Annotated in this window: 20 protein-coding genes and 4 tRNA genes; 22 read left to right on the forward strand and 2 right to left on the reverse strand. The window is 58.1% G+C overall.

What is annotated here, in order from left to right; genetic code table 11:
• Positions 1-241: 241 nt before the first annotated feature.
• The 3 genes from I1M21_RS08560 to proC all read left to right on the forward strand — a co-directional run bounded on the left by I1M21_RS08560 (position 242) and on the right by proC (position 2,501).
• On the forward strand, positions 242-1,180 hold the full coding sequence (locus tag I1M21_RS08560; RefSeq protein WP_195193242.1) for an SPFH domain-containing protein: 939 nt from the start codon (positions 242-244) through the stop codon (positions 1,178-1,180).
• A 6-nt stretch (positions 1,181-1,186) separates the two neighbouring features.
• The gene (gene rlmH, locus I1M21_RS08565) at positions 1,187-1,657 is read left to right on the forward strand and encodes a 23S rRNA (pseudouridine(1915)-N(3))-methyltransferase RlmH (RefSeq protein ID WP_099432630.1); all 471 of its coding nucleotides are present in this window, start codon (positions 1,187-1,189) and stop codon (positions 1,655-1,657) included.
• Positions 1,658-1,730: 73 nt separating this feature from the next.
• Positions 1,731-2,501 carry a pyrroline-5-carboxylate reductase gene (proC, locus tag I1M21_RS08570; protein ID WP_195193243.1) on the forward strand — a complete coding sequence of 257 codons (771 nt, stop codon included), beginning with the start codon at positions 1,731-1,733 and terminating at the stop codon, positions 2,499-2,501.
• Positions 2,502-2,658: 157 nt separating this feature from the next.
• Here the strand turns inward: proC and I1M21_RS08575 are convergent, their stop codons facing one another.
• Positions 2,659-2,832, reverse strand: coding sequence for a DUF6724 family protein (locus I1M21_RS08575; protein ID WP_006235069.1), 174 nt, complete (start codon positions 2,830-2,832; stop codon positions 2,659-2,661).
• Between the two features lie 111 nt (positions 2,833-2,943).
• On the opposite strand from I1M21_RS08575, the gene serS reads away from it, so the two are divergent.
• The 7 genes from serS (at position 2,944) to I1M21_RS08610 (ending at position 8,689) form a co-directional block, all read left to right on the forward strand.
• Entirely contained in the window at positions 2,944-4,227 is a 1,284-nt protein-coding gene (gene serS, locus I1M21_RS08580; RefSeq protein WP_195193244.1) for a serine--tRNA ligase, read from the forward strand.
• Positions 4,228-4,400: 173 nt separating this feature from the next.
• Positions 4,401-4,778 carry a hypothetical protein gene (locus I1M21_RS08585; RefSeq protein WP_195193245.1) on the forward strand — a complete coding sequence of 126 codons (378 nt, stop codon included), beginning with the start codon at positions 4,401-4,403 and terminating at the stop codon, positions 4,776-4,778.
• A gap of 77 nt (positions 4,779-4,855) precedes the next feature.
• Positions 4,856-4,932 (forward strand) — tRNA-Arg (locus tag I1M21_RS08590).
• A 433-nt stretch (positions 4,933-5,365) separates the two neighbouring features.
• Positions 5,366-5,442, forward strand: a tRNA-Arg gene (locus I1M21_RS08595).
• A 190-nt stretch (positions 5,443-5,632) separates the two neighbouring features.
• Positions 5,633-5,709 (forward strand) — tRNA-Arg (locus tag I1M21_RS08600).
• Positions 5,710-6,062: 353 nt separating this feature from the next.
• Complete coding sequence (locus I1M21_RS08605) at positions 6,063-8,504, forward strand: tetratricopeptide repeat protein (protein WP_195193246.1); 2,442 nt, start codon at positions 6,063-6,065, stop codon at positions 8,502-8,504.
• A 94-nt stretch (positions 8,505-8,598) separates the two neighbouring features.
• Positions 8,599-8,689: transfer RNA gene (locus I1M21_RS08610), tRNA-Ser, on the forward strand.
• Positions 8,690-8,821: 132 nt separating this feature from the next.
• Here the strand turns inward: I1M21_RS08610 and I1M21_RS08615 are convergent.
• A complete protein-coding gene (locus I1M21_RS08615) occupies positions 8,822-10,162 on the reverse strand; it encodes a D-alanyl-D-alanine carboxypeptidase family protein (protein WP_195193247.1) in 1,341 nt (446 codons plus the stop codon).
• Between the two features lie 197 nt (positions 10,163-10,359).
• On the opposite strand from I1M21_RS08615, the gene I1M21_RS08620 reads away from it, so the two are divergent.
• The 12 genes from I1M21_RS08620 (at position 10,360) to I1M21_RS08675 (ending at position 25,896) form a co-directional block, all read left to right on the forward strand.
• Entirely contained in the window at positions 10,360-11,055 is a 696-nt protein-coding gene (locus I1M21_RS08620) for a response regulator transcription factor (protein WP_195193248.1), read from the forward strand.
• Between the two features lie 26 nt (positions 11,056-11,081).
• On the forward strand, positions 11,082-12,320 hold the full coding sequence (locus tag I1M21_RS08625; RefSeq protein ID WP_195193249.1) for a sensor histidine kinase: 1,239 nt from the start codon (positions 11,082-11,084) through the stop codon (positions 12,318-12,320).
• Between the two features lie 103 nt (positions 12,321-12,423).
• Positions 12,424-13,299 carry a phosphate ABC transporter ATP-binding protein PstB gene (gene pstB, locus I1M21_RS08630; protein ID WP_229025713.1) on the forward strand — a complete coding sequence of 292 codons (876 nt, stop codon included), beginning with the start codon at positions 12,424-12,426 and terminating at the stop codon, positions 13,297-13,299.
• Between the two features lie 64 nt (positions 13,300-13,363).
• Positions 13,364-14,092 carry a response regulator transcription factor gene (locus I1M21_RS08635; RefSeq protein ID WP_195193250.1) on the forward strand — a complete coding sequence of 243 codons (729 nt, stop codon included), beginning with the start codon at positions 13,364-13,366 and terminating at the stop codon, positions 14,090-14,092.
• 3 nt (positions 14,093-14,095) lie between these two features.
• Positions 14,096-15,520: a sensor histidine kinase gene (locus I1M21_RS08640; RefSeq protein WP_271763303.1), complete on the forward strand. Its 1,425-nt coding sequence runs from the start codon at positions 14,096-14,098 to the stop codon at positions 15,518-15,520.
• A gap of 195 nt (positions 15,521-15,715) precedes the next feature.
• Positions 15,716-16,372, forward strand: coding sequence for a YveK family protein (locus I1M21_RS08645; RefSeq protein WP_117770434.1), 657 nt, complete (start codon positions 15,716-15,718; stop codon positions 16,370-16,372).
• A gap of 2 nt (positions 16,373-16,374) precedes the next feature.
• The gene (locus tag I1M21_RS08650; protein ID WP_195193251.1) at positions 16,375-17,112 is read left to right on the forward strand and encodes a CpsD/CapB family tyrosine-protein kinase; all 738 of its coding nucleotides are present in this window, start codon (positions 16,375-16,377) and stop codon (positions 17,110-17,112) included.
• Between the two features lie 17 nt (positions 17,113-17,129).
• Positions 17,130-17,780, forward strand: a complete 651-nt coding sequence (locus I1M21_RS08655; RefSeq protein WP_195193252.1) for a tyrosine-protein phosphatase — start codon at positions 17,130-17,132, stop codon at positions 17,778-17,780.
• Between the two features lie 38 nt (positions 17,781-17,818).
• A complete protein-coding gene (locus tag I1M21_RS08660) occupies positions 17,819-18,319 on the forward strand; it encodes a GNAT family N-acetyltransferase (RefSeq protein WP_195193253.1) in 501 nt (166 codons plus the stop codon).
• A 202-nt stretch (positions 18,320-18,521) separates the two neighbouring features.
• Positions 18,522-20,546, forward strand: coding sequence for a molecular chaperone HtpG (gene htpG, locus I1M21_RS08665; RefSeq protein ID WP_195193254.1), 2,025 nt, complete (start codon positions 18,522-18,524; stop codon positions 20,544-20,546).
• 394 nt (positions 20,547-20,940) lie between these two features.
• Positions 20,941-23,706: a YhgE/Pip domain-containing protein gene (locus tag I1M21_RS08670; RefSeq protein ID WP_271763300.1), complete on the forward strand. Its 2,766-nt coding sequence runs from the start codon at positions 20,941-20,943 to the stop codon at positions 23,704-23,706.
• Positions 23,707-25,896 (forward strand): YhgE/Pip domain-containing protein, encoded by a 2,190-nt coding sequence (locus I1M21_RS08675; protein ID WP_195193256.1) that lies wholly within the window; start codon positions 23,707-23,709, stop codon positions 25,894-25,896.
• Positions 25,897-25,982 lie beyond the last annotated feature (86 nt).

Consider the following 25,982-nt stretch of genomic DNA (forward strand, 5'->3'; position numbering starts at 1 on the left):
GCCTCAAGAAGGAGTAACATCGGGGCTTGCAGCGACGGACCTCAGGACACTCTTACACCACGTCTGCGCGCGCGACCAGACCTCGGGTTCAACGAGGCGATTTTGACCCAAATACGCTGTTACTAAACTGGTAACAGTACTCATATTTGGCCTTTTTTGACCACGGGTCCTCTTGTTGGTGTCACACAGCTGCTTCGTGCGGGTATCCTAATGCCAACGTGTGCCTATCAGAGGAGAGACCATGCTGTTGTCCGGTATCATCGCTGCCCTTACCAGCCTTTTGATTCCCATCATCATTCTGTTGCTGCTGCTTCCCAACGCCTGCTACGTCGTTGAACAGCAGCATGCCGTGATCATCGAGCGTCTGGGCAAGTTTAACCGCATCGTCAACGCGGGCTTCCACATGAAGGTGCCCGTGATCGACCGCAAGGCCGCCACGGTGAGTCTGCGCACCATGAAAAACGGTTTTGGCATCGACGTTAAGACCCAGGACAACGTGACCATCGGCCTTGAGGTCTCTGCTCAGTACCACGTGAGCTATGACATGGGCGCCGGCCCGGCAGATTCGGGCATCTACAAGAGCTACTATATGCTGCAGGAGCCCGTCGACCAGATGCGTGACTTCATCACCGACGCCCTGCGCTCTTCGATTCCCGTCTACACACTCGATGAGGTCTTTGCCAAGAAGGACGACATCGCCAAGGATGTCAACGCTACCGTTTCCGAGCAGATGGCCGCCTACGGCTTCACCCTCGTGTCGACGCTCATCACCAAAATCGCACTGCCGACCGAGGTAGAGAACTCCATGAACGACATCAACGCCGCCCAGCGCAAGCGCGCTGCGGCACAGGAGCTCGCTGAGGCAGACCGCATCAAGCGCGTCACCGAGGCGACCGCCGAGGCTGAGGCTATGGAAAAGGCGGGCGAGGGCATCGCCAACCAGCGCAAGGCCATCGCGCTGGGTATCAAAGATTCGCTCGAGATCATCCAGGAGACGGGTGTCGGCAATGACGAGGCCAACCAACTGTTCATGTTTACGCAGTGGTCCGAGATGATGACGGAGTTCGCTCGCATGGGTAAAACCTCGACGGTCGTGCTGCCGAGCGACTTTTCGCAGTCGGCCTCTATGTTCGAGCAGATGCTGGCTGCCGGTAAGGTTCAGAACGAGTCAAAGGAGTAGACACGCGTGAAATACACCGTCGTTTGTGTCGGTAAGCTCAAGGAGCGCTTTTGGAAGGACGCCTGCGCTGAGTACACCAAGCGCCTGGGTGCCTATGCCAAGGTTGATATCCGCGAGGTGGCCGATATCGACCCGGCTAAGGCGGGCGGCGTGGATGCCGCGCGCGACAAGGAGGGGGCGGCGATTCTTGCTGCCTTGCCGTCTCGAGCGCATGTGATCCTGCTGGCCATTGAGGGCAAAGAGCGCTCGAGCGAGGAGTTTTCGGCGCGGCTCGATGATCTTATGCTGCGTGGTAACAGCGACATCGCCTTTGTGATTGGCGGATCGGACGGCGTGAGCGATGACGTGCGAGCACGAGCCGACGAGATGCTCAGCTTTGGACGCATTACCTTGCCGCATAACTTGGCGCGCGTGGTGCTGCTAGAGCAGATTTACCGTGCCTGCAAGATCAGTCGTGGCGAGCCGTATCACAAATAGGTCGGCAATACGAAACAATGGCGTGGGACAATACCTTTCGTTTTGAAGAGCGTGTCTGAGAGGACTATGAGATATGAAGATTGGGTTTGTCGGTTTTGGCAATATGGCGAGCGCTATGGCCGATGGCTGGATCGCTGCCGGTGTAGCTGCGAGCGACATGTGCGCCTGCGCGGGTCGCTACGACACACTGGTTGAGCGCTGCGAGGCGCGCGGCATGGCCGCCTGCCACGATGCCGCCGAGGTTGTCGCCGCATCCGATATCGTGGTCGCTGCGGTCAAACCGTACATGATCGAGAAGATATTCGCCCCGCTCAAGGATGCTCTTGCCAAAAAGGTCGTTCTGTCGGTTGCCTGGACCTGGGACAGTGCCAAGTGGGAGCAGGTCCTGCCGGGCGTCGCGCATATCTCGACGGTGCCCAACACACCGGTTTCGGTGGGCGAGGGCGTCATCGCTTGCGAGAAGGCTTCCACGCTTAGTGATGAGCAGAGCACAGTGGTGCTTGATCTGCTTGGCAAGCTCGGCGCAGTGGTCGAGCTCGATACGAGCCTGCTGTTTGTGGGCGGCACGGTGGGTGGTTGCGCTCCGGCATTTGTCGCCATGGCAATCGAGGCCCTGGGCGATGCAGCGGTCAAGCACGGTATCCCGCGTGCCGATGCCTATCGCATTGTGAGCCAGATGGTGCTGGGTACGGCAAAGCTGCAGCTTGCAACTGGCCAGCATCCTGCGGCGATGAAGGATGCCGTATGCTCGCCCGGTGGTGCCACCATCAAGGGCGTCGTTGCGCTCGAGGACTCCGGCATGCGCAGCGCCCTGGTCAAGGCAATCGACGCAACTCTCCAGTAAAACCTGCCATTTAGGGACAGGTTTATTTTGGCAGGTTTTTCCTGCGGTTTTGTCGTATGTGCGAAAAGCGCCCCGCAACCGGATCGTTACCGGTTGCGGGGCGCTTGCGTTTGCCCAGATAAAACCGACCAAAATAAACCTGTTCCTTTTTGGCAGGTTAGTCCCAGAAGCTGTCTTCCTCATCCTCGGACTTGGGTCCGCGGTCGACGTACATCTTATGGGTACGCTTCTCCATTACAAAGGCAAGAATCGCAAATAACAGGATGCCGCCGGCGAAAAGGATGGCAAAACCGGTGCGGGTGCCAAACAAAAAGGAAAAAACTGCGTCCATTGGGTGCCTTCTTGCGTAGTTGAGTTGGGTCGTAAACGCTCATAAGTATATACTTGCCCATACATGTACAAGGTTGCAACCTAAATGGAATGTATATCGCCGGAGGATCTAATGCTTGATATCAAGTTTGTTCGCGAGAACCCCGATGCCATCGATGTCGCCATGGCTAACCGCCAGACGTCTTGGGATCGCGAGAAGTTCTTTGAGCTCGACGACGAGCGTCGTGCCGTCATCACCGAGGTCGAGGAGCTCCAGGCTACGCGCAATGCCGAGTCCAAGAAGATCGGCGCCCTGATGAAGGAGGGCAAGAAGGACGAGGCCGAGGCCGCCAAGGAGGCCGTGCGCGCCGTCAACGAGAAGATTGACGGTCTGGCCGAGCGCCGTACTGCTCTCGAGCAGGAGCAGTACGACTTCATGGCTCACCTGCCCAACATTCCTTGCGAGGCCACGCCGTACGGCAAGGACGAGGACGAGAACATCGAGCGCCGTCGTTGGGGCACCCCGCGCGAGTTCGACTTCGACTTTAAGCCGCACTGGGATCTGGGCACCGACCTCGACATCCTCGACTTCGAGCGCGGCAACAAGCTCTCCGGCAGCCGTTTTACCGTTCTCGGTGGCGCTGGCGCCCGCCTGGAGCGCGCCCTCATCAACTTCTTCCTCGATACGCACATTAGCCGTGGCTTTAAGGAGTGGTGGCCGCCTATCGTCGTCAAGCGTCAGACCATGTTTGGCACGGGTCAGCTGCCCAAGTTCGAGGACGACGCCTATCACGTCTCGGGCGACAACTTCCTGATTCCCACCGCCGAGGTCGTGCTCACCAACCTGCACGCCGGCGAGGTCCTCGATGCCGACACCCTGCCGCGCCGCTACACCGCCTTCACCCCCTGCTTCCGCGAGGAGGCCGGTTCCGCCGGTCGCGACACCCGCGGCATTATCCGTCAGCACGAGTTCGACAAGGTCGAGATGGTCAAGTTCGCTAAGCCGGAGGAGTCCGACGAGGAGCTCGAGAGCATGACCGCCGAGGCCGAGTACCTGCTGCAGCAGCTGGGCCTTCCGTATCGCGTGATTAGCCTGTGCACCGGCGACTTGGGTTTCTCTGCCCGTCAGACCTACGACGTCGAGGTCTGGCTGCCGAGCTACAACGCCTACAAGGAGATCAGCTCCTGCTCCAACTGTGGTGACTTCCAGGCTCGCCGCGCCAACATCAAGTATCGCGACCCCGAGAACTTCAAGGGTTCGCGCTACCTGCACACTCTCAACGGTTCCGGCCTGCCGGCCGGCCGCACCATGGCCGCCATTCTGGAGAACTACCAGAACGCCGACGGCACCATCACGATCCCCGAGGTTCTGCGTCCCTACATGGGTGGTCTCGAGAAGATCGAGCCGGTCGCGTAACTTGGCTGCATAGGGGATATGCAAGGGCGCTCCTTCGGGGGCGCCCTATTTCGTGCGCAGGTCCATACCATGCCGTGCGGACAACTCAATAGAAAACACACGAACAACTGTTCTGTATACAGCCATCTACCTGCTATGCTTTTGCTAAATAAGAGCGAGAGAAAGGGGACGCGATGGAGCTGTTTGATGATCGGGTGGTTTTGTTTGAGAGCGACGAGGGCGGGGAGTACCTGCTTGTAACGTGTGAGCCGTCTGGCATGGGCGGCCTGGTGGTTCGGCAGACGAGTGAGGGTCCGTTGACACAATGGTGCTTTGAGGAGTCGCCGCATGTGGCCGAGACCTTTGTGACGCACGAGGGACTTGTGGCGCTGGAGCACTTCTATGGAGTTGGGACTTCCAACCAGGTCGCGCGCATGCTGAGCATCTCGTTTGCCGATTATGATTGTGCCCAGCGGGTGAGATCGCTCCTGAGGGAACTTGATGCTAAGTTTGACGTGATCGAAAAGCCAATCGATCGTACGGGGAACAGCGGAATATGCGGAGCAGCATGACAAAACTGCGTTCCACAAAAAAGTTTGAGATTGTGCTTGACTCCAATAAGCTAAAGTGGTTTTATATGTCTTGCGCTGCGGCGTTACCTCAGCTGGATAGAGGGTCTGACTACGAATCAGAACGTCATAGGTTCGAATCCTATACGCCGCACCAATCGAACTTGAAGCCTCCGGTAACGGGGGCTTTTCTTTTTCGGAAACCATGCATGGATTCGAACCTCGGTCGAGGCGCGAGCGCCAAGAAAACGCGGAGCGTTTTTAGCGAGCGGGCGAGGACGCCGGCAGGCGGGCGAAGCCGGTGCGGATCCGCGCAGCGGATACGCGGAATCCTATACGCCGCACCAATTGAAATTGAAAGCCTCCGGCAACGGGGGCTTTTCTTTTTCGGAAACCATGCATGGATTCGAACCTCGGTCGAGGCGCGAGCGTGAAGAAAACGCGGAGCGTTTTTAGCGAGCGGGCGAGGGCGCCGGCAGGCGGCCGAAGCCGGTGCGGATCTGCGAAGGAACTTAATCGGTGCTTCATAAAATTTTTCCAAATTGTTGCTTGACCCATTGAGGGGTCACGTGCATAATAATCCGTGCGTTGCGGCGTTACCTCAGCTGGATAGAGGGTCTGACTACGAATCAGAACGTCATAGGTTCGAATCCTATACGCCGCACCAATTGAGTTTAAAGCTCCCGGCAACGGGGGCTTTTCTTATATATCGATACATCTGAACTAACCGCCCTGTCGCATACCAGGGGATACGGACTCGATCGATTCCTTCAAATGAGTAAAAATCCAATTCAATAAACTTTTTTGAAAAAATGCTTGACCTATATTCAGTCCATGTGCATAATAATCAACAAGTCGCGGCGTTACCTCAGCTGGATAGAGGGTCTGACTACGAATCAGAACGTCATAGGTTCGAATCCTATACGCCGCACCATTTGAGATTAAAGCTCCCGGCAACGGGGGCTTTTCTTTTACGTAAACACTGCATGGATTCGAACCTCGGTCGAGGCGCGGGCGTAAAGAAAACGCGGAGCGTTTTTAGCCCGCGGGCGAGCGCGCCGGCAGGCGGGCGAAGCCGGTGCGGATCCGCGCAGCGGATGCGCGGAATCCTATACGCCGCACCATTTGAGATTAAAGCTCCCGGCAACGGGGGCTTTTCTTTTGCGCCAGCTTGAGTGCTTTCGTCCACAGGGACGATTTCCTGTCGACTCGTGTAAGATTCCGAGTAGATGTCGCGGCCCATTCGCGACCACTCCTTCTTCAAGCGACCGATCAGGGTGATATTTCGTGGCAGAGCGTCCGACATACAAGCTCAGGTTTCTCGATCCCAAGAAGCGCTTTCCGGCGATGCCCGAGCAGCCTGCGGGACGCTCATATGGAGTGGTCTGGAAACTCTTTGGCGAGGATCAGCATGAATCTTGTTATGTCGTCGAGTTCGTTGGCAAAAGTCATGTGTCGCTTTTGGGCTACGTAAGCGTTTCGGGTGAGGTGTACAAGGCGGACCGCCCCGTCAGCGAGGCTCCGCTGCCCAACGATCCCGACATGGAACTGGTCCTTGACGAGTCGGATTCCAGTATTGGTGAGATTATGGTAAGGGAAGCCAACGGTGCAATGCGCGCGTGTGCGCAAACTGCCGGCTCTCCCGAAGGCCCCATGCGCGAGCGGTCCGACCACGAGACATGGAATTCGACCCGCGCCCTTCCTTACGGCGAGTTCATGGCATCGATGTTCCTGCGCTACGTGATATTCGCTGACTCCGAAAATGCCATTGCGAACACGGCGGGCGTCGACGGTCTCGATGCGGACATGCAAAACGTTGTCGACAAGATCAAGCTCGTAAAGTTGCCCGAGCAGGTCGAGGTGTTTTTGGGCTTTAACACGGCACCGCTACCTGACGCTATCGAGACGCTGCTCTACCGCGTTGACCATGCCGAGAATCCGAGCGGTATCGAGCGTTATGCCGCCGCCCTTATGAGCGAGGTCGACTTGCCCCGTCTGCGCACCATTGCCGCCAAGTCCGAAATGAGCCTAGCGCGCATCGACCGGTCAAAGCTGTTCTATCTCAATTTTGATCGCAGCCTGCTGGACCAGGACGAGATTGACATGCTGCTTGCCATCGAGTGCCGTCTCAACCGCCTCTCCGGCATCCTTGAGCGCATCGGGGCTGGATTGGCCCCCGCGGCATCCTCGCCGAGCCTTGAGGGCTGCGCGCTCTTTGACTCGTGGCATATCGCCAAGACGACCAACGATGTCCCCCGACTGCTCGATACGGCCTCGAGCGATAACCCGTGGGGCAAACCGGGTACGGTGGCTTGCCGGCCGGGCGGTGAGTGGGATGTGCGTACCCGCTTCGCGCGCATTGTCGAGGCGCTTAACGTGGTCACGCGGCTCGACTATACCTATCGGGCAAACGTTGCCGAGGGGACTATGCTCGTTCGGTTTGGGCAGTCTGTCGTTGATGCCATGCCGCAACGTGAATACGACGCTCAGGATGACGCCTGGCGCGAGCTGGACGAGGACACGCGTGCGATCTGGGCCGCGGAGCACGATGCGCGCGTGGCACTCACGCTTGCGGCAGCGTGTTTTGCCGCGGGCACCTGCATCACGCGCTGCTATGTGCAGATTGCTGCTCCCGACAGTGAGCAGGGCGAGCGCGTTGTCACAACGTATTTCTTTGGGCGCGCGGCCTATCTGGCCGATTGCGTGTCTGTCGCCAAGGATCTTGAGAGCATGGACATGGACGATATGCCGTGCAAGCGTGTGCTTGAGGCGTATGAGTCAACCGCTCCGGAGACGATTGAGCCTGCGGAGGTTCATGCTCGTCCGCGTGATGACCATCGCACGCTGCCGCCGGCGCTGCGCGATCTGCTGCTTGCCGATACGGCTGACGAGTTGGAGGTCATGGAAGAGGACGACGACCCATACGTGGCCCGTGTTGTTGAATTGCGCGAGCAGGCAAAAGTCGACCGTACAGGTGCTTTTGAAGGCTTTTCCCGTCTTGTCGAAGAGTTGGAGGCTAAGTGCGCCGTCGCCGAGCTTTTGGCGACAGGTCCGGTTCAAACGCAGTTTTGCGATAACCAGCTGGTGCGCATGGTGCTACCGGTGTTGGAAGAAGACCGCTCGGTGCGGATTCTTCGTGCGCCCGATGCGCTGTACTTTGCCCAGCACGAGATCTGCAGCTTTTACGCCGAGCAAGAAGACTTTGAACGAGCACTGCCCGAGGTGCGTCATCTTTACGATCTGGCGCGCTCGTCCATGCAATCGCACTTTGCGCTCATCAACGTGCTTGCGCGTCTGGAGCGCTTTGACGAGATTATCGAGGTGGCGCGCCACGGTCTACGTATTGCCAGCGATCGTTCTGCAATCGGCTACCTGTTCTATCGCTTGGCGTTTGCCTATTGGAATTGCGATCAGCTCGACCTGGCGCTGGCTTGTTACCGTCTGGTGCCGCGCGGCGAGGAGTCGGGCAGCAGCGCGCTGGAAGAAATGCAGGGCCTTATGAACGAGATGGGCGTCAGCGAGCCTCCGACGTTCGAGGAAGCGGTCGAGACCATCCGCAAGGCTGGACTCGAGTTGCCGCCAGTGTCCGCCGTGACGAATCAGCTGGCAGATGCCGCTGTTCAACTGGTCGACAACGGCTTCTTTTTCCTGGCACGCGGTTGCATCTTCCAAATGTGGCGCACCATGGGCAACGACGAGCTCGGCTCCCTCAACCGCTCGCTGGGGTAGGGGCGAAAACTGCAAGGAGGAAAGGCCGCTAAGCAATTAGAAAATTCCCTCTTGCCCAACTTCGGCTATTTGGTTACTATAGAACGGCTGTTACGGAGAGCTGACCGAGAGGCCGAAGGTGCTCGCCTGCTAAGCGAGTATGCCCCAAAAGGGCATCTGGGGTTCGAATCCCCAGCTCTCCGCCAGTTTAACTTTAAAGAAGGGTCCCATCGGGGACCCTTTTTTATTATCGAGAAAGGGCGCTGGGGATTCGAACCCTCAAAAATGAGGCGCCCCGTTGAACGCCTCATTTGGTTCGATGTGATATCGCTCCGGCCCTACATCTCAGGAGCCTTGGCTACGGTCTCGCTCTCTGCCGTGAGTGGCCGGTTGTCGATGCGGCGGCCCAAGCGGTCGAGCTTCACAAGGAGCCATTCAATGGGATTCGGCCCTGTGCCTTCCTCGTCGGCAACCAGGTCCATGACGGCGACTTTGGTGCCGTCCTGCTTGAGCGTAACGCTGCCTACCTTGTCGCCAACATGCACCGTGCCCGAAAGGTCATCGTAGCTAACCTTTTCGGTCACTTCGCCGGCGAGTGAGAACACCGTTGCCTGTGCGGCGGGGTCGGCGAGCGTGGCGTCGATTGTCTTGTCCGTCCAATCTGTCTGGCTAATGCGTGCCATGAGCGGGTTGCCGTTGGCGGTCTTTTCCTGCGTGTTGGCGATTGCGACCGTGACCTTGTGGCCGTAGTACCAATTGGCAAGGGTTGCGGTATCGGTAAAGCGCTGGTCGGTGGTGGTGGAGTTCAAAACGACGGTGTAGATCTCGTCGCCGTCGCGGTTGTAGGCGCTCGTAAAGCAATAGCCCGCGTCGTCGGTGGTGCCGGTCTTGCCGCCGATGTTGCCATCTTGGCCCAGCAAATAGTTATGCGTGTCCATGGAATGCGAATGGTCGGTGCCGTCGGCGCCCGTGACCTCGATCCAGGAATCCTCGCTCGCTACGACCTCGCGGATCGTGTCGTTTTTCATGGCCTCCTGCATCATCAGTGCTACGTCGTGTGCGGTTGAGTGCATATCGCCAGCCCACTCATCAAAGTCCAGACCATGCGGGTTTTCAAAAAGCGTACCGGTGCAGCCGAGCTTCTTAGCGCGCTCGTTCATGGCCTTCACAAATGTGGCCTCGGCGTCTTTGGTCTTAGGGTCGATTTTCTTGCCCACATATTCGGCGAGCACGATGGCGGCGTCGTTGCCTGAGGGAATCATCAGGCCGCGCAGCGCCTGCTCCACGGTAAGCTCGTCGCCTTCGAGCAAGCCGGCGGTCGAATTGCCCACGGTGGCTGCGGCGTTGCTCACCGTGACCTTCTCGTCCATCTTGCAATTCTCGACGGTTAGGATTGCGGTCATGACCTTGGTGATCGAGGCAATCTTGACCTGCTCATCGGCGCCGCGCCCATAGTAGACGGTGCCGTCTTTGCCCATGACGAGGGCATTGGTCGCATCGATATCGGGCAGGTTTTCGACCGTGATGCCGCGCGCATTGGCGGTTTTGCCGCAAACATTGTCGGTCGTGAGCACTTGGGCGCCGGCGACGGTGGGCGCGCCAGCGGCAAGGGCGATAGCGCAGACAAAGCCGGCGGCAAGCTGGGCTGAGCGCTTTGCAAAAGAGGTGAGGGACTTCACGGATTTCGCTTTCGACGGGATGGTCTCTTCTGGAACTAGAGTATATCGTTTGCCGGCGTCGGCGATCATCGCGTGCGTGCGTGGCCCACATCCGCGCCCGAACGGGCACAAGGGTGCTTAAGACCGACTTAATCACCCACGCTTGTTGTGTGTGGCGGGCGCCCCCTCGGGCATAATGGGGCGCGAGAGGAGCACGCATGAACGAGCGCATTTTGGTAGTTGATGACGAGAAGGCCATCGCCGACTTGGTTGGCATCTACCTTACAAAAGAGGGCTTTGATGTCCAGATTGCCTATAGCGGGGCCGATGCTGCCAAGGCGATTTTGGAGCAGGAGTTCGATCTGGCGCTGCTGGACGTCATGCTGCCCGATATCGATGGGTTTGAGCTGCTGCGTACGATCCGTTCCAGCCATACCTATCCCGTGATCATGCTGACGGCGCGCGATGCCCAGCAAGACAAGATCGGGGGCCTTTCGCTTGGCGCGGACGATTACGTGGTTAAGCCGTTCCGTCCGCTGGAGCTCATCGCGCGCGTGCACGCTCAGCTTCGCCGCTACACCAGCTACGGTAGCCGTGCACAGGTGGCCGAGTCGCCGACCATTCAGCTCGACGGCTTGGAGATCAACCGCGATGCTCGTTCCGTGACAGTGGACGGTTCGCCGGTTCGCCTCACGCCCACCGAGTATTCAATCTTGCTGTATCTGGTCGAGCATCGCGGCAGCGTGGTGGCCGTGGAGGACCTGTTTCGCGCGGTGTGGAACGAGGACTTTATGCCCGGCTCCAACAATACGGTGATGGTGCACATTCGCCACTTGCGCGAAAAGATCGGCGACGACGCACAAAAGCCACGCTTTATCAAAAACGTCTGGGGCGTCGGCTACATCATCGAATAACGCTTTTCGCTTGTGAGGATTTTGATATGACAAAAGACGATAGGCAAGCGTTCGAGGTGCCCGATCGGCTCTTTGAATACGTGAGGTCGGTCGTCGACAACCGCGCGCTTGCAACGGTGCTGCTCTTTTTGCTGAGCCTGCTGCTGATTGGCATCGACAACATCGTCGGAATCTTGGCGGTGCTGCTTGTCGGCTTTTTGCTGATCGATCGATTTGAGATCGTGCGCCGCTGCATGGTGATTGGCGGCGCCGCGTGGGCCATGACGTTGGCGATTGGCGCCATGGCGCTCGGCGGCATCGAAGGGCCGGTGCTGTTCGATGCCGGCTTTGTATTCAACATGCTTGGCTTTGTGCTGGCGCTTGCCGCGTGCGTGCTGTTCTTGTGCGGTCGCGCCCTGTACTACCAGGGCTACGAACAGGGCGAGCAGCATGCCGACCGCGTGCTCGCGGCTCGCATCCAGGACCGCCTGATCGATCACCCCGACACCTGGGACAACATCGACGGCGACTTCTTGGAGGTCGAGGGCGCTCTTAACCGCGTGCGTGACCGTGAACGCAAGGTGCGGCAAGCTTTGCGCGACGAGTCGCATCGCAAGGACGATCTGGTCACGTACTTGGCACATGACCTACGCACCCCGCTTGCCAGTGTGGTGGGCTATCTTTCGCTGCTGCAAGAGGCTCCTGAGCTGCCGGTTGAGCAACGTGCGCACTTTACGGGCGTGGCGCTCGACAAGGCGCACCGGCTCGATGCGCTCATCGAGGAGTTCTTCGATATCACGCGCTTTGACTTCCACGATATCGTGCTCACGCGCGGCTATGTTGATCTGGGGTTGCTGCTGGCTCAGGTGGCTGACGAGTTCTATCCCATCCTCAACGAGCAGCATAAGGAAGTCCAAGTTGATATTCGCGAGGACCTGACGGTGCTCGTGGATGGCGACAAGATGGCTCGCGTGTTTAACAACATCATGAAAAACGCTATTGCCTATAGCTATGAGGGCTCGACCATCACGATCGAGGCCAGGCGCCGGGACGACGGTGGCGTGCGCGTGCGCTTTATCAATCAGGGCGATCCTATCCCTGCGGCTAAGCTCAAGGTGATCTTTGAGAAGTTCTATCGCCTGGATGCGGCGCGTGCGACCAATCGCGGTGGTGCCGGTCTGGGCCTTGCTATTGCCAAGGAGATCATCGCGGCACACGGCGGTACCGTTGCATGTGAATCGACGCCCGAACACACGATGTTCACCATCGAGCTGCCCGCCGCATAGCCAGCGTGCCCTTACAAACACTTGACAATGCGCTCACGTACATATGAGCCGCGATTTCTACTATCGATACTGCTGAATTGATATCGATGTGGAGGTATGCGGTATGACGGCTGCTGCGGCTGTGGAGCCCACGGAGCTTGAAGAACTCATGAAAGCGCAGGCCGAGGCCGCGCGCGAGCGCGAGGTTGGGGATGCGACTCGCCCCACGGCAGAGGATCTTGCCGCCTCGCCGACGCGCATCGATGTCGAGGGCCTCGACCTGTTCTATGGCGACCATCATGCGCTCAAGGACGTGAATATCAAGATCCTCGACAAGCAGATCACCTCGTTCATCGGGCCTTCGGGCTGCGGAAAGTCCACGTTGCTGCGCTGCTTTAACCGCATGAACGACGGCATCAAGGATTGCCGCATCGAGGGCAAGATTGCGCTCGATGGTCAAGATATCCTGGGCGATTACGACATTTGCCGCCTTCGCCAGCGCGTGGGCATGGTGTTCCAGCGCCCCAACCCGTTTCCCATGAGCATCTACGACAACGTCGCGTATGGTCCGCGCGGCATGGGTGTGCGCGATCGCGTCGTGCTCGATGAGCTGGTCGAGGACTCCCTTCGTCGCGCTGCGCTATGGGATGAGGTCAAGGACAAGCTCAAAGAGTCGGGCCTGGGTCTTTCGGGTGGACAGCAGCAGCGCCTGTGCATCGCCCGCGCGCTTGCCGTGCAGCCCGACATTCTGCTGATGGACGAGCCGACCTCGGCGCTCGACCCCGTGTCGACGCTCGTGGTGGAGCAGCTGGCCTGCGAGCTCAAGGAGGCCTGTACGCTCGTGGTCGTTACACACAATATGCAGCAGGCGGCGCGTATCTCCGACTCGGTCGCGTTTTTCTTGCTGGGTGAGTTGGTGGAACACGCGCCCACCGCGCAACTCTTCAAGAATCCGACCGATCCGCGCACGGCGGATTATTTGACGGGACGTTTTGGCTGATACCATCTAGTAAAGGTACCTTTAGGATTAAGATGCGGTCATGCCGGCCGCAAAGGGGTTCAACATGATCTATTACGTCGAGGACGATGACAACATCAGGGATTTGACGGTCTATGCACTGCGCAAGCAGGGGATCGAGGCCGAAGGCTTTTCGTGCGACGGTGAGTTTAAGGCTGCCGTGGCGCGACGGGTACCCGATGCCGTCCTGCTCGACATCATGCTGCCCGATACCGATGGCTTGGCGATTATGCGTCGCCTGCGTGCCGATCGCCTGACGGCGACGGTGCCCATCATGATGCTTACCGCCAAGGATACCGAGCTCGACAAGGTGATGGCGCTCGATGGCGGTGCCGACGATTACCTGACTAAACCCTTCTCGCTCATGGAGCTTGCGAGCCGCTGCCGCGCACTGCTGCGTCGCGGCGGCATGGTCAAGCAGGCGAGCGATGTGCTCAGCGTGGGCGACATCGTGCTCTCGCCCAGCCATCGCGAGGTGACCGTTGCCGGCGAGCCGCTTAAGCTCACCCTGCGCGAGTTCGACCTACTCGAGTATCTCATGCGCAAGCCCGGCGTGGTCTTTACCCGCGAGTCGTTGCTGCAGAGCGTGTGGGGCTGGGACTTCGACGGCGGTTCGCGCACCGTTGACGTGCACGTGCAGACGCTTCGCCAAAAACTGGGCGAGCATGCCGGCGCCATCGAGACCGTGCGCGGCGTGGGCTACCGCTTGGCCGAGCCTTCTGCCGGTGATGGTGCCGAAGGTGACGGCACCGCGGCCACCGCATCGGAGGAGTAACCCGTGGTCTTCGCCCCCCAGGGAAAATATACGCTGTCGCACCGCGTTTTTGTGACGATCTTTGTCTGCGCCATGGCGGTTATCGTGGCGTTTACGGTGCTGGGTGCGTTCTTTGTGCAAAACACCTTGGCGGATGCCACGAGTGCCAATCTGGCACAGGAAACCGAGCTCATTGCTGCCGCCCTCGACGAGCAGCAGGAGCCCATCCCGTTCTTGCGTAGCCTCGATCGCGAGGACTTGCGCATCACGCTGATTAACAAGGATGGATCGGTTGCCTACGACAACGAGGCGTCGCCTTCCACACTGCCCAACCATGGCGATCGCCCCGAGGTCATCGAGGCCTTTGAGAGTGGTTCGGGTTCCGCGGAGCGCGCAAGCTCTACGCTCGACGAGATTATGCTGTATCGCGCCGTCGCCCTTGATAACGGTCAGGTTGTCCGCTTGGCGCAGGCCCAGCCTGGCGTTGCGGCGATTTTGCTGTCGATGGTGGCGCCGATGCTGCTTATCGCAGCAGCGGGTGCGGTACTCTCGTTTTTTATGGCGCGCCGCGAGTCCCGTGCCATCATCGCGCCGTTGCAAGAGGTGGATTTGGACCACCCACGCCGTAGCTATGAGCACGCCTATGCCGAGATGGTCCCCATGCTTGAGCGTATCGAGTCGCAGCGCCAGGAGCTCAAGCGCCAAATGGCGGTGCTAGCGGACAACGACCGTATGCGCCGCGAGTTCACGGCGAATATCACCCATGAGCTCAAGACGCCGCTTACGGCGATTTCGGGCTATGCTGAGCTCATCGCAAACGGCATGGTCGAGGGTGAGGACGATCTGCGCACCTTCGGCGGCCGCATCTACCGTGAGGCGGGCCGTTTGGCGGCGCTCGTCAACGATATCCTCACGCTTTCGAACTTGGATGAGGCCGAGCGTGCGAGCGATGGCGAGGCGGTGCCCATTGGCTCAACGGAGCCCATTGAGCTTTCGCGTGCTATCTACGCGGTCGAGCAGCGTCTTGAGCAGGTCGCTCGCCAGGCAAATGTGACGATAGGCCATGAGACCAAGCCTGTGGTCGTCGAAGGCGTATCGCGTCTGATCGATGAGCTCATCTATAACCTGGCGAGCAACGCCATTCGCTACAACCGGCCCGGCGGTACGGTGACGCTGCGGTGCGGAACCAACGACGACGGGCACCCGTATCTGTCGGTTGCCGATACTGGTATTGGCATTGCGCCCGAGGAGCAGGGTAAGGTATTCGAGCGTTTCTATCGCGTTGACAAGAGCCGCTCTAAAGCGCGCGGTGGAACGGGCCTGGGTCTGGCCATCGTCAAGCATGCCGCCCTGTATCATCACGCCTCGCTCGATCTGTCAAGCGAGCTGGGGGTGGGGACCACCATCACGGTGACGTTTCCCATACAGCAGGATGAGCCATTCGCATAGCGATACAACATAGATATTGATGTAGACGCCGCATTTGACTTTCGGGTGCGGCGTTGTTGTGCAATTTTACGATTGCTTCCGACATTTTTACAGGAGAGCCTGTTTCTTATGTATAGAGTTTGGTCTCGGTAAAAAGATGCGATAACATACGGACAGTTTTGTCAATCCGAACTGGGGAAATGAAAGGCAAGCTGCATGACCCTTCTCGAACTGTTCCAGCTGCTGAAGAAGCACCTCAAGCTGGTCATCACCCTTCCGGTGGTCTGCGCGATCGCCATGGGCATCGTGTCCTTCGTTGCGATGGACAACACCTACACCGCGACGACGAGCATGTACATTCTCGCCAAGACCGACGATAGCGGTCAGATGAGCTACAACGATCTCTCAGCGAGCCAGATGCTTTCCAACGATATCGCCACGCTGCTGGATAGCGATAGCGTTAAGAGCGGCGCAGCCAATGAACTGGGCCTCACCGATCTGGATGACTACAAGGTGTCTGTTTCCTCCGAGACCACCACGCGTGTCATTACGCTTTCGGTTACCGGCACCGATGCCAAGGAGACGGCTAAGGTCGCAAAGGCCATGGCCAGCTCGGTGAGTACGGTCGCTCAGAACGTCGGCGCCGCCCAGAGCATCAACGTTATCGACGAGGCTAAGACCCCCGAAGCCCCCAGCGGTCCCAAGCGTATGCTGTACGTTGCTGTCGCGTTCCTCGCGGGCATCTTTATCGCAGTTGCCTATGTCGTTTTGGCAGACATGCTCAATACCCGCATCCGCGGTGCCGAAGAGGCAGAAGAGCTCCTGGGCATTCCCGTTGTTGGCCGAATTCCGGCTATGAAAGGTGGTAAATAGGCATGGCTAAGACAAAGAACACCGACAAGCTCGTTGTACAGAATGCCGCCAAGACCCTTCTGGCCAACATCCGCTTTGCGAGCGTGGACGACCCCATTCGCACCATCACCGTTACCTCCTCGATTCCCAACGAGGGCAAGTCTACGGTTTCCATTAACCTTGCTCAGGCAATCGCCACGAGCGGCAAGTCCGTGCTCCTGGTCGAGGCCGATATGCGCCGCAGGTCCCTTTCCGATATGCTCGGCGTTCGTTCGCGCGGCGGACTCTATGCGGTCCTTTCCGAGCAGATCTCCATTGACCAGGCAATTGTCGAGACGGGTCAGAAGAACTTCTACTTCCTCGATGCTGAGCCGCATATTCCCAATCCTGCCGACATCATCGTCTCCCATCGCTTTTCCAAGTTGGTAAAGGCACTGTCCGCCAAGTTCCAGTACGTCATCTTTGATGCTCCCCCGGTCGGCACCTTCATCGATGCTGCCGAGATTGCCAGCCTGACCGACGGTACGCTGTTCGTGGTGCGCGAGGACTTCACCAAGCGCGAGGAGGCACTCAACGCTATCGGCCAGCTTAAGAAGTCCGAGAAGGTCAAGCTCATCGGTACCGTCATGAACTACTGCGAGACCGAGACCAGCGAGTACTACTACTCCTACTACACCAAGGACGGTAAGAAGGTTAAGAAGGGCTCCGACGATCAGGGCACTTCCAAAAAGGGCATCTTCACCAACCGAGCAAACGTTTAGTTGATTAAGGCTGACCTATGCGTGACATTCATTGCCATATCTTGCCGGGTGTAGACGACGGCGCCGCCGATCTCGATGAGAGCTTGGCGATGCTCGAGGCTGCCAAGCGGGCCGGTGTAACCAGAATCGTTTGCACTCCTCACTGCCGTGATCCCTATTTTGATTACGACAAGATGTGGGATGCCTTTGAGCTGCTGCGCGATAACGCTGACGGTTTTCCGCTCCAGATGGGCTTCGAAGTCAACCATCGAAAGCTCGTTGATCTTGGTATCGATGCCGCGGAGCACTTGCATTTTGATGGAACCAATGAGTTCCTGCTTGAACTTTCGACGCATGCCGATGCGTATGCGTTTAGAGAGTACGAGAACACGATTTACGATTTGCAGTGCCGTGGCTACCAGGTGATCATCGCTCATCCTGAGCGCTATCGTGCGGTTCAAAAGGATGTAAGCGTGGCGGAGCGCCTGGTCGATATGGGCTGCAAGCTGCAAGCTTCGGCGGACTTTATTGCCGGCGGTCGCTTTGGTCGCGAGAAAAAGCCGGCACAGCGCCTGTTCGATCAGAACCTGTACAGCTTCATCGCGAGCGATGCCCATAACGTGGGTCATTACGACTGCCTGGCGAAGGCTCGCGCGAAGTTTAGCGTGCGCGGAGCTCATTTTCGCTAAAATCTGTCCCTAACGTTCGCATTGAATGAAAGGGCAGCATGGATATCCAACTTAAGACGGGATGCTTTGATGACGCGGCGTTGGTGCGCCGCGTCGTTTTTATGGACGAGCAGGGCTACGAGAATGAGTTCGACGCTATCGACGAGGATCCGAACTGCATTCATGTGACGCTCTATGTAGACGGCGAGCTTGCCGGTTGCTCGCGCGTGTTTCCCGAAGAGCTTGAGCGCGCGGCTGACGCAGAGGCTCCGGTGTCGCTGGCGTGCGACTTGGACGAAGGTGTCGCGGCGGGGGAGACCTACATTATGGGGCGCGTGGCCGTGCTGCCGAGCATGCGCCGTCGCGGTCTGGCGAGCAAGATTGTCGAGGCCAGTGCTTCGTGTGCACGCGATGCCGGCGCTAAGCTTATTAAGCTGCATGCGCAGGAATACGTGTTGCCGCTCTATGCAAAGGCGGGCTACACGCAAATTGCCCCGGTAGATTACGAAGACGAGGGCCAGCCCCATGTCTGGATGGCCAAGCGCGTAGATGGCAGATAGGGACGTTCCTTTTCTGCCGGCAGTTGGGGACACTCCTTGGCAATTGGCGCATCGGAGCGCTTAGACATACAGTTTTTCGATTCCGTATGTATATGTGCGCGCTAATGGGTTATAAAATCTAAGTCTGAACATAGCAGGTCTGCGATGCGGCTCGGGCAACCGGGCCGTTTTTGCGGACGGGGGTAGCGCGAAAGGACTGCACATGCGTCAATTTAAGACCGAGAGCAAAAAACTGCTCGACCTCATGATCAACTCCATCTACACCAATAAGGAAATCTTCCTGCGCGAGCTTATCTCTAACGCGAGCGACGCCGTCGACAAGCTCAACTTTAAGAGCCTGCAGGACCCGAGCGTCAAGCTCGACCAGGGCGACTTGGCTATTCGCGTCTCCTTTGATAAAGATGCCCGCACCATTACTATCTCGGATAACGGCATTGGCATGACAGCCGAGGAGCTCGAGCGCAATCTGGGCACCATCGCCCATTCCGGCTCCGAGGAGTTTAAGACCGAGAACGCCGAGCAGCAGGGTTCGGATGTCGACATCATTGGCCAGTTTGGCGTGGGCTTCTACTCGGCTTTTATGGTCGCCAGCCACGTGAAGGTCGTGAGCCGCGCCTATGGCGAGGACACCGCTCACGTGTGGGAGTCTGATGGTCTTGAGGGTTACACCATCGAAGATGGCGAGCGCGCCGAGCACGGTACCGATGTCATCCTGACGCTGCGCGAGAACGAGAAGCTCGATGCCGACGGCGAGGCCGAGACCTACGATCGCTTCCTGACCGAGTGGGGCCTCAAGAGCCTGATTCAGCAGTACAGCAACTATGTGCGCTATCCGATTCAGATGATGGTGTCCAAGAGCCGCCAGAAACCCAAGCCCGAGGACGCCGGCGACGATTACAAGCCCGAGTATGAGGACTACCAGGAGCTCGAGACCATCAACTCCATGACGCCGATTTGGAAAAAGCGCAGCTCCGATGTTGAGCAGAAGGACTACGACGAGTTCTACAAGTCTACGTTCCACGACTTTGATAATCCTGCGCGCACCATCAGCTTCCACGCCGAGGGCACGCTCGAGTACGACGCCCTGCTGTTTGTGCCGGGTCGCGCCCCGTTCGATCTGTACAGCAAGGACTACGAGAAGGGTCTGGCGCTCTACAGCTCCAACGTGCTGATTATGGAGAAGTGCGACGACCTGCTGCCCGACTACTACAACTTTGTGCGCGGTGTCGTGGACTCTGCTGACGTGACGCTCAATATTTCGCGTGAGACGCTGCAGCAGAACCGTCAGCTCAAGGCCATCGCCAAGCGCGTGGAAAAGAAGATTACCGCCGACCTTGAGGATATGCGTGACAACGACCGCGAGGCCTACGAGAAGTTCTTTGAGAACTTTGGCCGCGGTCTTAAGTACGGCATCTACTCGAGCTATGGCATGAAGGCCGATGAACTCGCTGACCTGTTGCTGTTCTGGTCTGCCAAGGAACAGAAGATGATTACCCTGGCCGAGTATGCCAAGGGCATGCCCGAGGATCAGAAGGCCATCTACTACGCCGCCGGCGACTCGCGTGAGCGCTTGGCAAAGATGCCCGTGGTAAAGGGCGTGCTCGACCGCGGCTATGACGTGCTGCTGCTGACGCAGGATGTGGATGAGTTCACGTTCCAGGCTATGCGTGAGTACGTTGCCGCCGATATGCCCAAGATTTACGAGGACGACGCTGCCCGCGAGGCTGCCGAGAAGGCTGTGGTCGACGGTGCCGAGCCCGAGGTCGAGGATCGTCATCTGGAGCTCAAGAACGTTGCGACCGGTGATCTTGACCTGGCGACCGAGGACGAGAAGAAGGAGGCCGAGGACGCCACCAAGGAGAACGAGGACCTCTTTAGCGCTATGAAGGAGGCGCTCGGTGACAAGGTCGAGAAAGTTGCCGTCTCCGCGCGCCTGACCGATGCCCCCGCTTGCATCACCACCGAGGGCCCGCTTTCGCTCGAGATGGAGAAGGTGCTCCAGAAGGGACCCGAGGGCGCGCCCGACGGCATGCCCAAGAGCCAGCGCGTGCTCGAGCTCAACGCCAAGCACCCGGTCTTCGACAAGCTTGTCGCTGCCCAGAAGGCAGGCGACGCCGACAAGATCAAGCAGTACTCCGGCTTGCTCTACGATCAGGCCCTGCTGGTCGAGGGCATCCTCCCCGAGGACCCCGTTGCCTTCGCGGCGGCTGTTTGCAACTTGATGTAGTTCGGGGATACGGCACCGTAGCTAGATTAGAACGAGAGTGGATAATCTCCCACTTTTGGCTCGAATGCGGGCTTGAAGTGGGAGATTTTCCACTCTTGTTTCCTTTTGTACGGAGTAGTCATTGGGGACGTTCTTGTTTGACTGGTCATTTAAGAACGTCCCCAATGACTATTTGAATGATCCCTTCGTCCCCAAGGGATCATTTATTTGTGCGGGTTGTGGTTTTGTGACCTGCTGAAATTTAAGATACTGTACATCTGTACGCTAACTCATCTTCGTAGTATATTGCTACCCGCAAAACTCAGCACCATTGTGCCGCGAGGCACTAAAGCGCCTACGTACAATGGTTGTCGATAGTACGATTCGATTCAACGACAGGATGGATGGTCCAAGCGTGAGTCTCGGCAGCAAACTATCCAACGCAAAGGTCTCCTTTGCGATCTTTAAGCGCGACATCAAGCGACTGCTTGTGAACCCCGTCGCCTTGGTGGTTACTTTGGGCGTGTGCGTTATCCCCTCGCTGTATGCCTGGTACAACATCGTGGCAAACTGGGATCCGTATGGAAACACCCAGGGCATCAAGATTGCTATCGCCAACAACGACCAGGGCACTCAGAACGACCTGGTGGGCGAGCTCAACGCGGGCGACCAGGTCGTCGATCAGCTCAAGGAAAACGATCAGTTGGGCTGGACCTTCGTCGACTCGGCGGCTGATGCCAAAGAGGGCGTCGAGAGCGGGGAGTACTACGCCGCCATCGTGATCCCCAAGAACTTCTCCGACAATCTTGTCTCGATGCTCGATGGCAATTACCGCCAGCCCAAGCTTACGTATTACGTTAACGAGAAGAAGAGCGCCATTGCGCCCAAGGTAACCGATACCGGCGCTAATACTATCGAGGAGCAGATCAATTCGGAGTTTGTCTCCACGGTGGGCGAGACCGTAGCGGGCATTGCCAAAGATGCCGGCATCGATTTTAAGGATAAGACCGCCCAGGTTCAGGATTCGCTGACGAGTTCGGTGTCCGAGGCATCCGGTACCTTGAGCGAGGTTCGCGATTCGATCAACGACATGAACACCGCTATCGACAAAACGAGCGGCGCTATCGCCTCGGCGGATGGTGCGCTGGCCGGTTTGCAGGGTCAGACGCCTTCGCTGACTCAAGCGATCTCCCAAGGCAACGACCTGTTGGGCGAAGCGCGCACCACCGCGGGCAGATCGATCACTTCTCTCTCTAAGGCGCTTTCGGAGGGAAGTGTTGCACTGTCCAAGACGTCGGCTTCGGCGAACGCTGCGGTCGGAAAGATGACGGGCGCCTTGACGTCTACGACCACTCGCATCGACAACTCGCTCGAATCGCTTCAAACGACAATTGACCACAACAACGCGCTGATCGACCGCCTGCAGAGGTTGGCGGACAGCGTGCCGACGGGTTCGGAGGAAATCAACGCGCTCATCGCGTCGACAATCGATACGCTTCGAGGACAAAACGAAAGCCTCCAGGCCGTCAAGGACAATCTCTCGGCGCAGTCGAGTGCTATTGCGAATGACGCTTCGGCCGTTTCGAGCGCCAGTGACGCTATCAATACTGCAATTCAGACCGGTACGGCCAACATCAGCCAGGCTCAGACGGATCTTGGTCAAAATGCGCTGCCGAAGGCTTCCAGCGCGCTCGACTCTTTCTCGGTTGTATCGGGCGACCTAACCGGTATCGTGTCGGGCCTCACGCCTACAATCGCCAATGCGCGCGGTACGCTATCGCAGCTCGATGCCACGCTCAAGCAGGCCAAGACCACGCTGTCCCAGACCGATGCCTCACTTGCCAAGGTTCAGGACAAACTTGCGACCGCTGCCAACGACATCGCGGCGCTGCAGACCTCCGAGTCCATGGGCGAGCTGTCTGATCTGATGGGCGTCGATGTCAATGACGTGGCAGATTTCATGGCATCTCCGGTTGAGTTGACGTCCAAGTCGATCTATCCGGTCAAGAGCTTTGGTTCGGGCATCGCCCCCTTCTACACTAATCTGGCGCTTTGGGTGGGCGGTTACGTACTCATCGCCATCTACAAGCTCGAGGTCGATCGCGAGGGCATTGGCAGCTTTACGGCGCGCCAGGGCTACTTCGGCCGTTGGATGCTCCTGGTGATCTTGGGCGCGCTCCAAGCCATCATCGTGACGGCGGGCGATCTGGTGATTGGCGTGCAGTGCATCAACCCGCTGCTGTTCGTGCTGGGTGGCATCGCCATCTCGTTTACGTACGTCAACATCATTTATGCGCTATCTACTACGTTTAAGCATATCGGTAAGGCAATCGGCGTCATCCTGGTTATCGTGCAGATTCCCGGTTCGTCGGGCATGTATCCCATCGAGATGATGCCCGGCTTCTTCCAATGGCTGCATCCGCTGCTGCCCTTTACCTACGGCATCAATCTGCTGCGCGAGACCGTCGGCGGCATGTACTCGTTCAACTACCTGTTCAACCTGTGCATCTTGGGCGTGTTCCTTGCCATCGCACTCTTTATTGGCTTGCAGCTGCGTCCGCTGCTGCTCAACCTCAATCTGCTCTTTGATAAACAGCTTTCCACGACCGGTCTGATGATTTGCGAGTCCAACGACCTGCCGCGCCAGCGCTATTCGCTGCGTACGGCCATGCGCGTCATACTCGATTCCGATTCGTATCGCCGTGAGCTGCTCGAACATGCGGTGGCTTTTGAGCATCGTTACCCGTACTACATCAAAGGCGGCTTTGCTGCCGTGGTGGGCGTGCAGGTGCTGATCTTTGTGCTCTCGACGGTTCTCGATATCGACAATAACGGCAAGATCATCTTGCTGGTCATTTGGATTATCTCGGTCATTGTCATTTGCGGCTGGCTGATCAATATCGAGTACATCCGCGCAAGCCTCAACACCCAGATGCGCATCTCGGCGCTTTCGGACGAGGACCTGCGCCGCGAGATGCGCGAGCACACGGCCGCTATTCCGGCCGCCCGTCGTATGTTTGGCCTGAATGCCAGCGAGCGAGGCTCTAAATCCAAGGATCAGGCTGCCGACCAGTCCATTCGCCACGATATGCACCATGTGCCCGCGAACGGGGACGACACATTTGTGATGAATGAGGATAGCGCCCCGCTTGGCAAGCACTCAAAAGGAGGTGAGGCATAAATGAAGAACATCCTGCATCTGTTTAAGCGCGACGTCCAAAACGTGTCTCGCTCCGTGATCGGCATGGTTGTCGTGATGGGCCTCATTATCGTGCCGTGCCTGTACGCGTGGTTTAACATCGCCGGCAGCTGGGACCCGTACGGCAACACCGGCAATCTTAAGATCGCCGTGGTCAATACCGACGAGGGTTACGAGAGCGACCTGATTCCCGTCGAGGTCAACGTGGGCGAAAACGTTACCGCCGCTCTGCGTGGTAACGAGAACTTTGACTGGGTTGTGCTCAACAATCGCGATAAGGCTATCGACGGTGTTAAGTCGGGCGCTTACTATGCGGCCGTCGTAATCCCCAAGAGCTTTAGCTCCGACATGATGACGCTCTTCTCGACCGACGTGAAACACGCCGATATTGAGTTCTATGAGAACCAGAAGGCCAACGCCATCGCCCAGATCGTGACCGAAAAGGGCTCGAGTGCCGTTCAGAGCCAGGTTAACGAGACCTTTACCAAGACCATCACGTCCATCGGTCTTAAGACGGTGTCCAGCCTGCTCGATTACATGAGCACCGACCAAGTGAGCAACTTTATCGCCAACCTGTCCTCGACGCTCGGCGACTCGGTTCAGGACCTGCAGGACATCAAGGCCAGCGCGACTTCGCTTGCGGGCATTTTGAGTTCGACTTCCGATTCGCTGACGTCGGCGGGCGGCCTGCTCAAGCAAACCGGGACCACCGACCAGTCGGTGAAGCAGCTGATGGAGCATGCCGAGAGCGGTATTGCTGATTCCGGGCAGGCGCTCAAGGCAGCCAGCGATGCCATCGATGCGGCGATTGATGGAAGTGCCGGGTCGTTCGACAACGTGTCCACCGAGCTCGCAAAGGCCTTTGACGCCGCGAACCAGCATGTCGATCTGACGGTAGCACAGCTCAACGACGGTGCCGCGTCGCTCAACGCGCGTGCCGATGAGATTGACGCTGCGGCCGATAAGCTCCGCAGCCTTGCCGGCCAGGTGAGTAACGACAAGCTCAAGGAAGGGCTTGAGGACGCGGCTGCAGAGCTGGGCAAAATCGCGACGGAGTACCGCAACAATGCCAAGGAGCTGACGGGCATCGCGACGTCGCTCTCGGACAGCATGGCAAAGGTTAACGATGTCCGCGCCGAAACCGACCAGGCGATCGCCGACGCCAAGGCGGGCGTCTCGGGTGCCAAGATCGATTACGACTCCACATTCTCGGCTAAGGCTAAGGAGCTCAAGAAGACCATTTCGGGTGTTTTGGATTCGCTGAACGGCATCTCGAGCGATCTTGATAGCGCTGTTGCCGGTCTAACCGATGCATCCGGTTCGCTGGCAAAGGGCCTCTCCAAGGCTGCAAAGCTGGTCAACAAGGCTTCCGATCAGCTGGGTGAAGCGTCCGGTAAGATCAGTGCCTTTAAGGACGAGCTCGACGGTGCCCTGATGTCGGACGATCTGGCCACGATCAAGACGATGATTGGCAATGATCCCGAGGGTTTGGCCGTGTCGCTTTCCGGTCCCGTCGCGCTCGATCGCAAGCCGGTCTATCCGATCCGCAACTACGGCTCGGCCATGGCGCCGTTCTACACGATTCTGTCGCTCTGGGTCGGCTCGATCGTGCTGGCGGCCATGATGAAGGTGTCGGTTGACGACGAACTCATCAATGAGTTAATCCCCGTGCGCTTGCACGAGATCTACTTGGGCCGCTACCTGTTCTTTGGCGGTCTGGCCCTGCTGCAGGCAACGCTCGTGTGCGCGGGCGACATCCTGTTCTTTGGCATCCAGTGCGACGACCCGCTGCAGTTTGTGCTGGCGGGCTGGGTCGCGAGTCTCGTGTTCTCCAATATCGTCTACACGCTTACGGTCTCGTTTGGCGATATCGGCAAGGCGCTCGCTGTCGTGCTGCTGGTCATGCAGGTCGGCGGTTCGGGCGGTACGTTCCCCATCGAGATGACCGGCCCCGTGTTCCAGGCGATCTATCCGTTCCTACCGTTCACCCACGGCATCAACGCCATGCATGCCGCCATGGCCGGTGCCTACCATATGGAGTACTGGATTGAGCTGGGCATCTTGGCAAGCTATCTGATCCCGTCGCTGGCCCTGGGCGTCGTCTTCCGCCGCCCGGTCATCAAAGCCAACGACTGGATCATCGAAAAGCTGGAATCGACCAAATTGATTTAATACAGCAACGTAAACGCCGTCGGAACATCGAGGTTATTCAAGTTGGTACTTTAGTGGGCTGGATTGCGATGCAGTGCTGGTTGTTG

This window comes from Collinsella aerofaciens (assembly GCF_015546965.1).
GTDB classification, from domain to species: domain Bacteria; phylum Actinomycetota; class Coriobacteriia; order Coriobacteriales; family Coriobacteriaceae; genus Collinsella; species Collinsella aerofaciens_X.

Bases quoted from the DNA above. Each gene is read 5' to 3' on its own strand.
- I1M21_RS08560 (WP_195193242.1), top strand. From the start codon at position 242: ATGCTGTTGTCCGGTATCATCGCTGCCCTTACCAGCCTTTTGATTCCC.
- proC (WP_195193243.1), top strand. From the start codon at position 1,731: ATGAAGATTGGGTTTGTCGGTTTTGGCAATATGGCGAGCGCTATGGCC.
- I1M21_RS08575 (WP_006235069.1), bottom strand. From the start codon at position 2,832: ATGGACGCAGTTTTTTCCTTTTTGTTTGGCACCCGCACCGGTTTTGCC.
- serS (WP_195193244.1), top strand. From the start codon at position 2,944: ATGCTTGATATCAAGTTTGTTCGCGAGAACCCCGATGCCATCGATGTC.
- I1M21_RS08585 (WP_195193245.1), top strand. From the start codon at position 4,401: ATGGAGCTGTTTGATGATCGGGTGGTTTTGTTTGAGAGCGACGAGGGC.
- I1M21_RS08620 (WP_195193248.1), top strand. From the start codon at position 10,360: ATGAACGAGCGCATTTTGGTAGTTGATGACGAGAAGGCCATCGCCGAC.
- I1M21_RS08625 (WP_195193249.1), top strand. From the start codon at position 11,082: ATGACAAAAGACGATAGGCAAGCGTTCGAGGTGCCCGATCGGCTCTTT.
- pstB (WP_229025713.1), top strand. From the start codon at position 12,424: ATGACGGCTGCTGCGGCTGTGGAGCCCACGGAGCTTGAAGAACTCATG.
- I1M21_RS08635 (WP_195193250.1), top strand. From the start codon at position 13,364: ATGATCTATTACGTCGAGGACGATGACAACATCAGGGATTTGACGGTC.
- I1M21_RS08645 (WP_117770434.1), top strand. From the start codon at position 15,716: ATGACCCTTCTCGAACTGTTCCAGCTGCTGAAGAAGCACCTCAAGCTG.
- I1M21_RS08650 (WP_195193251.1), top strand. From the start codon at position 16,375: ATGGCTAAGACAAAGAACACCGACAAGCTCGTTGTACAGAATGCCGCC.
- I1M21_RS08655 (WP_195193252.1), top strand. From the start codon at position 17,130: ATGCGTGACATTCATTGCCATATCTTGCCGGGTGTAGACGACGGCGCC.
- I1M21_RS08660 (WP_195193253.1), top strand. From the start codon at position 17,819: ATGGATATCCAACTTAAGACGGGATGCTTTGATGACGCGGCGTTGGTG.
- htpG (WP_195193254.1), top strand. From the start codon at position 18,522: ATGCGTCAATTTAAGACCGAGAGCAAAAAACTGCTCGACCTCATGATC.
- I1M21_RS08675 (WP_195193256.1), top strand. From the start codon at position 23,707: ATGAAGAACATCCTGCATCTGTTTAAGCGCGACGTCCAAAACGTGTCT.